Consider the following 11,907-nt stretch of genomic DNA (forward strand, 5'->3'; position numbering starts at 1 on the left):
GCGGGAAACCGCCCATCAGTTATGACTAAGATCAAGCTATTCATTTTCGAATTATTCGAAAAATACCAAGGATTTCGTCGTCTGATTGTGCTTTATGTGTGCTGGTTGACGACATACTTATCAGTTGAATCAATGTCTTTGATATCTCACGCAATATCGAAAGGATCAAACTTGCTCGAGTTGTCCGGTGTTTTTTTGACCGTGTACGGGCCGCTCGGAGCAGTTATGGCGTTCGTGTCAAAACTATATTGGGAATCACGCGACAAGGAGACAGATCAATGAGCATCATCATTAAATATTTAGCAAGCATGGTTATGTCGAGAGGCGTAAAGATCATTGCTGGACTTGGTGTTTTGTTGCTAGTCGCTGGATTTTATAAATATTGGGAGCATTCAGTTTATAAAAGTGGTGTCAATGACACTATTGCTAAGTACGAAAAAAGAGATAGCGATGCTGATAAAAAAGCCCAGTCAATCATTGATCTGAAAAACTTTGAAATCGAAAGAATAGAAAAGGAGCGTGACAATGCTTACATTCAGGCAGTTACTGCATACAGTGAAGAAATCAAGCTACTTAGTGATCGTATTGACGGTCTTAAGCGCATGTCAATCTCAGCCAAAAAACCTGAAGCTTGTAGAAACGGAATGCCCACCCAGGCCGGAAATCAGCAAGCAAATAGTCGATCAGGCGGAGACGTTCTCGAAGTCGAGATCGAGCCAAAAACTGCAAGCGATATTCGAGAGATAATCAAAGATGTAGGTTATGGTGAAGCTGCATGTGCGCAGCTAGTTGAAGCAATCAAACAGGAATTCATTATCAAATGATAAATTCTCGTGATATAAATGAACTTCATCCTGTTGTTAGAGAAAAATGCAAGATGTTCATCGCTGAATGTAGCAGCCAAGGAATCGATGTCATCATCACAAGCACATATCGTGATAACGAAAGTCAAGCTGAATTATATGCTGTTGGCAGAACGAAGCCAGGAAGAAAGGTTACAAACGCTCGGCCTGGGCATTCGTATCACAATTACAGAATAGCTTTTGATTTCGTTCCAGTCATAAACGGAAAAGCCCAGTGGAACGATATCGATTTAATAACGAAGTGTGGCCATATTGCTGAGTCATCTGGATTGGAATGGGCTGGAAGATGGAAAACATTCAGAGAACTTCTTCACTGTCAGTATAGCCAAGGATTAAGCATCAAAGACCTGTTGGCTGGCGCTGCGCTGAAAATCGATGCAGATCTTATGCGCATTCTAGCCTACGCACCGCAAGAAGAAATTGCAGATGTTTAGTTTGAAATTTTGGTAGGATATCGATAATTGCGGAACGTTCCGCAAAAGTCGTCAATCGAAATGACTAACTCAGAGAGCAATTGAATGTGTAACTTGTTGAATATTGGTGCCCGGAGCCGGAGTCGAACCGGCACGGGCGGTTTAAGCCCGAGGGATTTTAAGTCCCTTGTGTCTACCTATTTCACCACCCGGGCAATCAGATTTCGTTGGCCTCACTTAAAAGTTATTTTCTTCTTTAACTCTTTAAGGTAGCGGGAAAGCTCAAGTGCGCATTATAACCTGAAGTCAGGCAGTTTAGTAAGGTTTGCTCTGTATAAGTCGATAGGGAAATTCTTCTAATATAAGTGCAAGCGATGTAAGCGGTAAACGACAATAATTTTATCCACTAATAATATATGCAATATTACAAAAGAATCGAATCTCAGAAAATCAAAAGTAAGGTAGCTTCATTAAGCTGTGTGGTGACAATAATTTTGTTGAATATACTGATTCAAAATGTTTCTGCTACGCCTACTTCTAATAAGGAAATAACCTCTACGGTAAGCGATCAGAAGAATGTTGCTGTTACGATATACAACGAAGATCTTGCGTTGGTGAAAGATTTGCGTCGAATAAAACTGGACCAGGATTTCAATCGATTAGCTTGGCGTGATGTATCAGCGCGAATCCGCTCTGAAACGGCTATGTTGCGTAGTCTCAATTATCCTACCGAATTTCGTTTGATTGAACAAAATTTTGATTTTGATTTGTTGACGCCTAGCAAATTGCTGGAAAAATTTATTGGGCAGGAAATTATTGTGGCGAGAATCAATCCTGCTTCCGGCGCTGAGACGAGTGAAATGGCCACAGTGCTTGCGACTAATGAAGGTGTTGTTCTGAAATATAGTGATCGTATTGAAACCGGGATTCTTGGGCGATTGGTGTTTCCGAGTGTACCGGATAGTCTACGTGATAAGCCAACTTTATTAATTTCCTTGCGTAATACCTTAAAAAACGAGCACGATTTTGAGCTTTCTTATTTGACTTCTGGATTGTCTTGGCATGCTGACTATGTTGCAGCGCTAAATGAGCAGGACAGTATTTTGGATTTGAATGGGCTGGTTACTTTAACAAACCAGAGTGGCGCTACTTATCGTGATGCTCAATTACAACTGGTTGCCGGAGACGTTCATCAAGTGCAGCCGGCATTTGGGCGAACAACTAAGATAATGGAAATGAGTGCAGCGATGTCGGACGCTGCGCCAATGAAGCAAGAATCTTTTTTTGATTACCATTTATACACATTGCAGCACCCTACAACGATATCTGAGAATCAAACCAAGCAAGTAGCGTTAATGTCAGCAGTCAATGTGCCTGTTATTAAAGAGTATGTGCTACAAGGTTCAGATTATTATTATTTTGGAGAATACAATACCATTGACCAAAAGAAATCAGTCGCGGTGTACGTCGGTTTTCTGAATAAGGGAGAAGGTTTAGGCATTCCATTACCAAAAGGTGTGATGCGTGTTTACAAAAAAGATTTAGTGGGAAACAGTCAATTTGTCGGTGAGGATCGAATTGAACATACGCCGAAACATGAATTAATACGCTTGAAACTAGGTAATGCTTTTGATATCACTGCCAATAGGCTGCAAACTGATTTTCAGCAGATTTCGGCTAATTCGCCGAATCACCCAGGAATTTTTGAAACAGCCTATCAAATTACGATAAAAAACGCTAAGAAGGAAGCGGTTACTGTACAGGTTCAGGAACCCATGCCAGGGGACTGGAAAATTCTATCAGAAACATTACCGTACGAAAAGAAAGCAGCTAATCTAGTTGAATGGAAGGTTGCTGTGGCTGCAGAAAGTGAAAAGATATTGACGTATCGCGTTCGCATTAAATTGAATTAAAAAGTGTTCTTAGAGAAAAGCGAGAAAATTAATGTCACTTCTGTTCCCATATACCGACAAGCTTTCATTTTGTCGATACGGTAGGAGGTGTGTCACAATCTGAGCACAAATAAGTACGCTTAGCGCTTATGTAGCACTAGGCGTAATGTTACTAAAAATAATGGTAAACGTAGTGCCTACTCCAGGCTCACTATCAACTTTAATTTTTAACTTATTATTTTCTGCAGCAATTTTGACAATCGACAAACCAATACCACTGGTTGATTTATTGTGCATCGCAGCCCTAGGTGAATAAAAGTATTCATTAAAAATATTTGGCAAGTCCTTGCTTTCTATCCCAATTCCATGATCGGTTACGGTGATGTTGGCATGATCAAATGCAATATGCGAGGCAACTTCAATCGATGCACCTTGATGAGAGTAAACAATAGAATTGGAAATGATGTTTTCAAATAAAATCTCGAGTTGCTCTGGAATACACTGATAATAAAAGTCACCAACGGATTCATTCAGTGCTATTTCCTTAGAATTAATGACTGGTAAAAGCTTGTCAACGCATTTTTTGATAATAGTATTAACATTGATCGATTGAAACTGATCGGTATCGCAACAGTTGGTTTTTAATCTTTCCAGTCTGAGCAAATCTAATATTAAGCCCGACATATTTTTCGCTCGTGTATCCATTTGTTCGAGCGCTTGCGTAACTTCCGTCGATGTATCTCCCAGATAACCATCCTTAATTAGATTGATTTTGCTACGAATGGCATCTAGTGGTGATTTTAGTTGATGGGTTATTAATAATGCGTATTGATCTTTTTCTATCTGTGCCCGTTTAATTTGTTTATAGGCATCCGCCAAATGATACTCATGCGTTCGAACAATTAAAGAAAGTCTTGACACGACATACCAGACCACCAGGAATAATACATCAAGAAAAATCATCCATAATAACGCATTGGTTTGCGAGGAATTGCCCACCGATAAGTGTTTATCGATCAATGCAGAAAGTGAGACTTGGGCAAAAAGGAAGTTGTCGATAATAATGACAACCGTATCCATTACGCAAACCAGTATTGTTACATATAAGCTTTCACGGGCAGAGAAGAAAATACACGCTAAGGCGATATGCAAAACATAAAAAAAAGATATTGGAGTAGATGTGCTCCCGATGTAATGAACCACAATGGATAGGCATATCAGATCGACAATGATCTGAATCCAAAGATTGATGGTCGGAGAGTTATATGGATTAGAGGGTAAATAATCTAGTGCAATAATATAATAAATATTAGCGAGTATTAGTATACCAATGATAGCTATTGGCCAATTTTGTTGTTCACTGATGCCTAGTTTGACAAATGTATCGGACGATGCGAGCAGTACTAAAGTTTCAAAAATGATTAACGCACCAATTAAAAGCCAACGGAAAGCGATAAACCAACGGATATTGCTGATTAAAACATCATCGCTGAGTTTTACCTGATCTTGCGCTTCTGTGTGTAAAGCAGTCGAGTTTGTGGATTTACCCCAAGAAAATTCGGTAGTCGCCATAAGTTTATTGATACTATGCAGCTTGTCCGCCGCGGTTTTTTAAACGCTCATTGATTGTGGCAAGGAGACTAACAGGTTCAACTGGTTTTTCCATAATACAAACCCATTCGTGGGATTGATTTTCAAAATACGGTCTAATCATGTCCCCCAAGGACGTCAAAAAAATAGCTTGTATCTCCGGGTAATTTTTATGGATGTTTGCAAAAGTTGTCAAACCAGAATCCATAGATTCAACCATTACATCAAGAATAGCTAGGTCGGGCCGATTAGCATTATTTTTTAATGAATCAATAAAATCCTGCATCGTTAGATAGCTATTAACTTCATAGCCGTTCTTTTCCAGAATACGTTGAATGGATTCGCGAATATCGGAATCATCATCAACGTGTGCAATTCGTAAAGCCATCATCAAATCTCCTTTTTCTTGCTTTATTGTTATGGTTATATCAAGAAATTTCTTTATTTCCTAGTCGCATATTACTTTCTTTTCCTTAGTGTGAGTATGGATTCATTCGATCATAGCTTAGCTTCTGTGAATATTATGTGAATAGTAACGCTGCGATAATCAATTCAGTTCTACATATTTTTCAGTGTTATCAGAATTTTTTTAATTTGTGGCTTTCCGTGTTCTTACCATTGGGGTATTAATCGTATGGTAAGTGAAATTAACGCATTGCTGTAGAGAAAAGTGCACAAGCTCAAGAAAATACTTACGTAAACGTTATATATCTCTTCTACGATTGTTGATAAGAAGGGTCGATGTATACTACCACTTACGATTACTGGCTCGTTGTGTCGTCTTTCTTAGTCGCTACACTTGCTTCTTATACCGCGCTTGATCTATCAAGCCACATAACTGAATTGGCCGGGCGTCGGATACGTCATATTTGGCTTGTCGGCGGTGCGGCGGCGATGGGTATCGGTATATGGTCAATGCATTTCATCGGAATGCTCGCTTTCTCATTGCCTATTCCGTTAGGTTACGATTTGGTAACAACCGGTTATTCGCTGATCATTGCGATATTTTTTTCTTATCTTGTACTTTATGGCGTTACCCAAACACAGTTGACGTCTTTTCGGCTTATCGTGAGCGGAATTCTGATGGGTATCGGCATTTCCGCTATGCATTATACTGGAATGGCAGCCATGCAGATGCACCGGATATTCATTACGATCTGACATTGTTGATCATTTCATTAATTATTGGCGTTACCGCAGCCAATATAGCTCTTTGGATCGCCTATAAATTCAATAGTATCAATCAAAAAGAAGTGATTGCTAGGCGCATTGGTGCTGCATGTGTAATGGGTATCGCAATTACCGGAATGCATTACATGGCTATGGCTGCCGCTCATTTTCCGAGTGAGTCAGTAAGTGGTGCTGCTAGTGATCTAGATTCACAATGGCTTGCAGTCACTACTATTTTATCCACTTTTGCAATTCTAAGTGTAACGCTGATATTGTCACGTTTCGACGCCAGGGAAATTTTTCTGCTTGGCTCGGTATCTCAACTCAATAGACAAATCACCCATCTGGCAACATTTGACCTGTTGACTGGATTGCCCAATCGGTGGACGCTTATGGAACGAATCAAACACACGATTATTATTTCCAAACATCACTGCAGCATGTTCGCTATTTTTTTTATGAATCTCGACGGATTCAAGGAGGCCAATGATTCATTAGGGCACTCTGTTGGTGATGAGATCTTGAGCACATTTGCGAAAAGATTATTACAGTGTGTGCGTAGTGGAGACACCGTCGCACGATTGGGTGGCGACGAATTTGTTGTGCTGCTGGATAATCTCCCATCGTCTGAAGTTGCTGCTGAAATGGCGGAAAGCGTGTTGTATCGTATGCGTACAGATTTGCGGATTAATCAGCAGTTATTGCAGGTGACGCCGAGTATCGGTATTTCCATATTTCCTCAGGATGGGGTGACTGCAGAAATTCTGCTGAAAAATGCGAATACAGCAATGTGTGAGGCAAAACGCAATGGACGTAACACTTACCGTTTTTTTGAAGCAAGTATGAATGAGGCGGCCGTCCGCACATTGCAAATTCAGGGTATCCTATATGAAGCGATTAAGAATGACAGTTTTTCTTTATGTTTTCAACCTAAATTTCATGGTGACACTGGCAGATTGACTGGTGCTGAAGCATTGCTTCGGCTACATGACCCCAATATGGGTTCTTTGTCGCCAAAGGAATTTATTCCGATTGCCGAGCGCTCTGGGCAGATCATTCAGATTGGCTATTGGGTTATACATGAAGTATGTCGACATATACGCCGCTGGAAAGCTAGCGGGCTCCCGTTGTTCAAGGTGGCTGTTAACTTATCGCCGCGGCAATTGGAACAACCGGATCTGGTTCAAACAATACTGAATATCCTCCAGCGTGAGCAAGTTTCAAGCATGCAAATCATGTTTGAGATTACAGAGACCGTTGCGATGCAGGATGCAGCAAGAACCACTGCAATGATCCATGAATTTCAGCAAAATAACTTTGAAATCGCAATCGACGATTTCGGAACCGGTTATTCAAGCCTTGCATATTTACAGCGCTTTCGCGCCAAACAATTGAAGATCGATCAATTCTTCATTAATGGTCTGGACGAATATGGTCGCGAAGGTAGTGCCATCGTTTCTGCAATCATCAAACTTGCACATACGCTTGAAATGGAAGTTGTGGCTGAAGGGGTAGAAACCCATTCACAGCTTGCAAAACTAAGAGATATGGGGTGCGATGAAATACAAGGATATCTTCTAGGTAAGCCTATGACGGCCGAAGAATTTAATGCATTATGTCACCAACAAACAGGGCAAAATTTAACAAATCACGCCGAAAATAAAAATATTTCCTCAGCTATCATCTGAATGGATATCTGCAATTTAATCTGACCGTATAATCAGTGACAATAGTTATTTTCTTTGAACCAACTCACGGCATCTTTAAGTGCATCATAGGCCGGACGGTATTGGTAGCCAAGTTGCTGTATGGCTTTATCGCTAGAAAAATACATTTGTTTTTTTGCCATGCGTATACTATCTTGTGTCGCGCGCGGCTCTGTATTGGTTAGAGCAGCAATTTTTTCCATACACCAAGCAATTGGAAGCATCAAATCGGTGGGTATTTTGATTCGTTTTTTGGGAGAGCCATTAATTTCATCGATGGATTGCAATATTTGAAACAGCGACATATTGTCGCCGCCCAGGATATAACGTTCCCCTGCTTTACCATGTTGGAGAGCCAATAAATGCCCGAAAGCAATATCATCGACATGTGCAATATTTAGCCCAGTGTTAACATAAGCTGGCATACGCTCGGTTAATGCGTCAATAACGAGACGACCAGTAGGCGTTGGGCGAATATCGCAAGGGCCAATTGGGGTCGATGGGTTAACAATTACTAAAGGTAAAGAGAGCTCTTGCGTCAGTCGTTTTACTACTTGTTCAGCCAGAAATTTGGTGCGCTTATAGTTTCCAATAACAGACTCCAAGCTACAAGGCGTTTCTTCATTAGCAGGTGTTCCATCAGCAGTCAAGCCTAAGGTTGCGACACTACTGGTATAAACGATGTGCTCCAAACCGGCGTTAGAAGCCGCCATAATCAAGGATTGAGTACCCTCGACATTGATTGCATACATCGTATCCGGGTCGGGGACCCATAATCGATAATCAGCCGCAACATGAAACAAATTTTGACAATTAGCTAAAGCACGTTCCAATGACACGCGATTACGTAAATCTCCTTCGAATACCTCGACAGGGAAGTTGCTAATATTCATTAGGTTGCTATTTTCTCTTACTAGCACACGGACTTCATGTCCTGCCCTAAGTAAACAGCGCATAACTGCAGAGCCTAAAAATCCGGTAGCACCGGTGACCAATGATCTCATTACCATAAAATCTGTAAGAAGTTACTTTATTACTAAAACACGCTTATTATAAATTTTAGGAGTCATTTAGAAATTGATTCTTTGTTCATGCGCATATCATTTCGAATGACTTTTAATATTCGGTAAATTACGTGATATCAAATTGAATAGCAATTGTAATAGCCAGTTGTAATTAGCAGTTGCATTAGTAACCAGAATCGTAGAATGAACGCTGCGACGACTAATTTTAACTTGATTGCCCTCAGAGAAATCTCTATGCGAATTAATTTTATTTAAAGTTAGAACCGCCATTCCTATAGCCCATAAACAAAAACGTCGAATGCCTTTTTCCTTTGGGGGAATTAAATTGGTGTATGTAAGAGCGTTACGCAAATGCATTTTAGCAATTGCCAATAGTTCGACTAAGCCAGCCTGGAATCTTTCATCTGAAATTCTTGGTTGCAAGTGATTCAGATCAAATCCATGCTGCAGAAATATGTCGCGTGGCAACCAACAAGCCCCGCGCTTACGATCATCCCAAATGTCTTTGAGAATATTCGTCATTTGTAGTCCCTGACCGAAAGATACCGAAAGCTTCATGAGTTCAGATCTATGACGGTTTATCTCATCGGAATAATCGCAGAATAATTCTGTTAACATTTCACCCACCACTCCGGCAACATAATAGCAATATTGATTTAAGGCCGCTAAATCTGGAAGTCCTTCCAATGATTCCGATTCCTGGTAATTCGTCATTCCCTGTCCCATGATTTCTATGCATCTTTCCAAAGCCTTACGCTGTATTGGATTAAAGCTATGAGTAATGCGAATGACTGCAGGTGTATTTTTTATTAAATCATGTTCTGCTGGTATAGTGTGATCGGAAAGTAGAGGATAGAATTTTTGTGAAAACTCTTCTGCAGGGATTGTTCCTTGTACCACTTCGATAAACATCTGCGACAGTTGTTTTGTTTGGGAAAAAGTCAGCGCATTATCGTCTTCTATCGTATCTGTAATGCGACACAACAAATAAGCATTCCCGATAACCTGGCGCAGAGGTTCTGGCAATTGCGGAATTGTGAGCGCAAAAGTCCGAGATACTCCTTGCAGGATATCATCCTGATAATGAAAGTCATTGATAGAAGGCGAACTTGTATTCATGGAGTACCAATTATATGATCACGCAGTACTTGTGGTTACTATGCGGATTCTCGCTTACAATAGTTTTAATAGGCAATGATTTGTTCACCCGCAATAATTTGTTCGATACTTTCACGTTGACGGATAACATGTGGTTGATTGCCTACTACCAGTATTTCCATAGCTCGTGGGCGCGTATTATAATTGGAACTCATACTCATGCCATAAGCGCCTGCTGACATTATGGCCAATAAATCACCATTCATGACACTTAATTTTCGGTCATGCCCCAGAAAATCTCCAGTTTCACAGATAGGACCAACGATTTCGTAGTTTTTTGCTTCGATTGTATTTTTCTCAACGGGGAGTATTTCATGATATGCATCATAGAGTGATGGGCGAATAAGATCATTCATGGCGGCGTCCACGATGGCAAAATTGCGCGCTGGTGTTTGTTTGAGATATTCGATACGTGTTAGCAAGATCCCCGAATTTCCTACCAATGCTCGCCCAGGCTCAATGACAAGACGTTGTTTGATATTGCGTGTGATGCTGCATAATTTTGAAACGTATTCCTTAATAGAAGGGGGCTTTTCATTATTGTATCGAATGCCGAGTCCACCTCCCAAGTCTATGTGCTCAATGTTAAATTTCTGTTTCTTTAAACGATCAAATAACTGTAGCATTTTTTCTGAAGCTTCAACGAATGGCTCGATCAGGCTCAACTGCGAGCCAATGTGGCAATCAATTCCTGTAAAGCGAACATGCGGATACAAATGTGCGGATTGGTAGATTTCCATTGCTTCATCCATAGCGATACCAAATTTGTTTTCTTTGAGGCCGGTCGAAATATAGGGATGCGTTTTTGCATCAACATCCGGATTTACTCTTAAGCTTACCGGGGCAACTTTATTCATGCTTTTCGCTACCTGATTCAAGATAGACAATTCAGCTTCAGACTCCACGTTGAAACAAAGAATGTTGAGATTGAGTGCCATGCGCATTTCGTTAACACTTTTTCCGACACCCGAGAAAATAGTTTTCTGCGCATCGCCGCCCGCTCGAATGACACGCTGCAATTCTCCTCCGGACACAATATCAAAGCCACTGCCAAGTCGAGCTAATAAATTAAGGATGGCGAGATTCGAATTAGCTTTAACGGCATAGCAAATTAAATGATCGCGACCTTCAAAAGCGGCATCAAACTGTTGATATGCATTAGTCAATGCAGATTGTGAATAGATATAGCAGGGTGTACCGAATTTTTCTGCAATCTTTTTTAAGGATACATTTTCGACAAATAATTCACCATTGTGGTACACGAATGCTTCAAAACCACTCATTTCTTTTCCGATTGTTGTACGGATTTTGTATCTTCCGCTGGCGGAAGATACAGTGGACCTTTTAAACCACAAGCAGTCAAGATATAAACAAAGATGATAGAAGTAAACAATAAGCGCACAGCAAAGACCCTAAACAATTAATAGAAAATACTAACATAATGGAACAAAAAACAGCGCATTGATGAATAAATTTAATAATATCAAGGTAAGCTATCGTTGGGTAATTCAATAATCATCCACGCAATAAGCTTGTTAATAAGTTGATCGCTCGCAGCACTTAATGCCGCCACAGCGCCATTCGCATCCAACGATGGCGCGGCAGCTTGGACGCTGAAATAATTTTGTGCAATTACATCCCGCGTATTACGTTTGATCAAACTTGCGCGTAATCCAATCAACGCATGACTTTGTTGAGCAGAGTCGAATATTTGAGCAAATTCTTCTAATTCGATGTGTAAGATATGATCGGCTTTTGCAGTATTGTTATTTTTGATCACTTGATTGCCTGTTTCTTTGGCAATTCGATCGCGCATTTTTTGTGACAATAATACCGCGGGTGATGCAATCCAACGACTATTAGCATATCGGTGAAATTGCGCGGAATTATGGTAAGCAAGGCGATAGTAGATGGCCGTATTATCTAACCAGGGAGGTGCCGAAGCGTCAGAAATGAGTATATTTCTTTTTGGTAATTGAGTCTGTTGCAAGGGTTGCTGAAGCAAATTCTGCGATTGTTGCGAATTCAAATCATAAAAAACCAGAGAATTCGAGTGCTTGTAAAGCAGCGAGCAGCCAAATAGTAAGCTT

Annotated in this window: 13 protein-coding genes and 1 tRNA gene; 6 read left to right on the forward strand and 8 right to left on the reverse strand. The window is 40.5% G+C overall.

From position 1 onward, the window contains the following. The first annotated feature begins 21 nt into the window (after positions 1 to 21). The 3 genes from W03_RS05130 to W03_RS05140 are packed head-to-tail and all read left to right on the forward strand — an operon-like array spanning position 22 to position 1,297. Complete coding sequence (locus W03_RS05130) at positions 22 to 282, forward strand: hypothetical protein (RefSeq protein WP_244071950.1); 261 nt, start codon at positions 22 to 24, stop codon at positions 280 to 282. Next, positions 279 to 824 carry a hypothetical protein gene (locus W03_RS05135; RefSeq protein WP_244071951.1) on the forward strand — a complete coding sequence of 182 codons (546 nt, stop codon included), beginning with the start codon at positions 279 to 281 and terminating at the stop codon, positions 822 to 824. The genes W03_RS05130 and W03_RS05135 overlap by 4 nt, the downstream gene beginning before the upstream one ends. Then, positions 821 to 1,297 (forward strand): M15 family metallopeptidase, encoded by a 477-nt coding sequence (locus W03_RS05140; RefSeq protein WP_244071952.1) that lies wholly within the window; start codon positions 821 to 823, stop codon positions 1,295 to 1,297. Before W03_RS05135 ends, W03_RS05140 begins: the two co-directional genes overlap by 4 nt. Before the next feature lie 104 nt (positions 1,298 to 1,401). On the opposite strand, the gene W03_RS05145 is transcribed toward W03_RS05140, so the two are convergent. Next, positions 1,402 to 1,491: transfer RNA gene (locus tag W03_RS05145), tRNA-Leu, on the reverse strand. Positions 1,492 to 1,692: 201 nt separating this feature from the next. Here W03_RS05145 and W03_RS05150 point away from each other — a divergent pair. Then, positions 1,693 to 3,189: a DUF4139 domain-containing protein gene (locus W03_RS05150; protein ID WP_244071953.1), complete on the forward strand. Its 1,497-nt coding sequence runs from the start codon at positions 1,693 to 1,695 to the stop codon at positions 3,187 to 3,189. Positions 3,190 to 3,315: 126 nt separating this feature from the next. Here the strand turns inward: W03_RS05150 and W03_RS05155 are convergent, their stop codons facing one another. Beyond that, on the reverse strand, positions 3,316 to 4,740 hold the full coding sequence (locus W03_RS05155) for a HAMP domain-containing sensor histidine kinase (RefSeq protein ID WP_244071954.1): 1,425 nt from the start codon (positions 4,738 to 4,740) through the stop codon (positions 3,316 to 3,318). A gap of 13 nt (positions 4,741 to 4,753) precedes the next feature. Further along, on the reverse strand, positions 4,754 to 5,149 hold the full coding sequence (locus tag W03_RS05160; RefSeq protein ID WP_244071955.1) for a response regulator transcription factor: 396 nt from the start codon (positions 5,147 to 5,149) through the stop codon (positions 4,754 to 4,756). 350 nt (positions 5,150 to 5,499) lie between these two features. Between W03_RS05160 and W03_RS05165 the strand changes: the two genes are divergently transcribed. Both W03_RS05165 and W03_RS05170 read left to right on the forward strand, forming a co-directional pair. After that, the gene (locus tag W03_RS05165; protein ID WP_244071956.1) at positions 5,500 to 5,919 is read left to right on the forward strand and encodes an MHYT domain-containing protein; all 420 of its coding nucleotides are present in this window, start codon (positions 5,500 to 5,502) and stop codon (positions 5,917 to 5,919) included. Positions 5,920 to 5,924: 5 nt separating this feature from the next. After that, positions 5,925 to 7,616, forward strand: a complete 1,692-nt coding sequence (locus tag W03_RS05170; RefSeq protein WP_244071957.1) for a bifunctional diguanylate cyclase/phosphodiesterase — start codon at positions 5,925 to 5,927, stop codon at positions 7,614 to 7,616. 32 nt (positions 7,617 to 7,648) lie between these two features. Here the strand turns inward: W03_RS05170 and hpnA are convergent, their stop codons facing one another. The 5 genes from hpnA to W03_RS05195 form a co-directional block, all read right to left on the reverse strand. After that, positions 7,649 to 8,638 carry a hopanoid-associated sugar epimerase gene (gene hpnA, locus W03_RS05175; RefSeq protein WP_244071958.1) on the reverse strand — a complete coding sequence of 330 codons (990 nt, stop codon included), beginning with the start codon at positions 8,636 to 8,638 and terminating at the stop codon, positions 7,649 to 7,651. Between the two features lie 96 nt (positions 8,639 to 8,734). Then, the gene (locus tag W03_RS05180) at positions 8,735 to 9,778 is read right to left on the reverse strand and encodes a phytoene/squalene synthase family protein (protein ID WP_244071959.1); all 1,044 of its coding nucleotides are present in this window, start codon (positions 9,776 to 9,778) and stop codon (positions 8,735 to 8,737) included. A gap of 65 nt (positions 9,779 to 9,843) precedes the next feature. After that, a complete protein-coding gene (gene lysA, locus W03_RS05185) occupies positions 9,844 to 11,100 on the reverse strand; it encodes a diaminopimelate decarboxylase (RefSeq protein WP_244071960.1) in 1,257 nt (418 codons plus the stop codon). After that, positions 11,097 to 11,219 (reverse strand): lipoprotein, encoded by a 123-nt coding sequence (locus W03_RS05190; RefSeq protein ID WP_244071961.1) that lies wholly within the window; start codon positions 11,217 to 11,219, stop codon positions 11,097 to 11,099. The genes lysA and W03_RS05190 overlap by 4 nt, the downstream gene beginning before the upstream one ends. An 81-nt stretch (positions 11,220 to 11,300) precedes the next feature. After that, on the reverse strand, positions 11,301 to 11,846 hold the full coding sequence (locus W03_RS05195; protein ID WP_244071962.1) for an ABC-type transport auxiliary lipoprotein family protein: 546 nt from the start codon (positions 11,844 to 11,846) through the stop codon (positions 11,301 to 11,303). Between the last annotated feature and the right edge of the window lie 61 nt (positions 11,847 to 11,907).

The organism is Nitrosomonas sp. PY1, from assembly GCF_022836435.1.
Classification (GTDB): Bacteria; Pseudomonadota; Gammaproteobacteria; order Burkholderiales; family Nitrosomonadaceae; genus Nitrosomonas.

Excerpts from the sequence above, each read along its gene's own strand:
- W03_RS05180 (WP_244071959.1), bottom strand. The coding sequence starts at position 9,778 with ATGAATACAAGTTCGCCTTCTATCAATGACTTTCATTATCAGGATGAT.
- W03_RS05140 (WP_244071952.1), top strand. The coding sequence starts at position 821 with ATGATAAATTCTCGTGATATAAATGAACTTCATCCTGTTGTTAGAGAA.
- W03_RS05150 (WP_244071953.1), top strand. The coding sequence starts at position 1,693 with ATGCAATATTACAAAAGAATCGAATCTCAGAAAATCAAAAGTAAGGTA.
- hpnA (WP_244071958.1), bottom strand. The coding sequence starts at position 8,638 with ATGAGATCATTGGTCACCGGTGCTACCGGATTTTTAGGCTCTGCAGTT.
- lysA (WP_244071960.1), bottom strand. The coding sequence starts at position 11,100 with ATGAGTGGTTTTGAAGCATTCGTGTACCACAATGGTGAATTATTTGTC.
- W03_RS05160 (WP_244071955.1), bottom strand. The coding sequence starts at position 5,149 with ATGATGGCTTTACGAATTGCACACGTTGATGATGATTCCGATATTCGC.
- W03_RS05155 (WP_244071954.1), bottom strand. The coding sequence starts at position 4,740 with ATGGCGACTACCGAATTTTCTTGGGGTAAATCCACAAACTCGACTGCT.
- W03_RS05165 (WP_244071956.1), top strand. The coding sequence starts at position 5,500 with ATGTATACTACCACTTACGATTACTGGCTCGTTGTGTCGTCTTTCTTA.
- W03_RS05130 (WP_244071950.1), top strand. The coding sequence starts at position 22 with ATGACTAAGATCAAGCTATTCATTTTCGAATTATTCGAAAAATACCAA.
- W03_RS05135 (WP_244071951.1), top strand. The coding sequence starts at position 279 with ATGAGCATCATCATTAAATATTTAGCAAGCATGGTTATGTCGAGAGGC.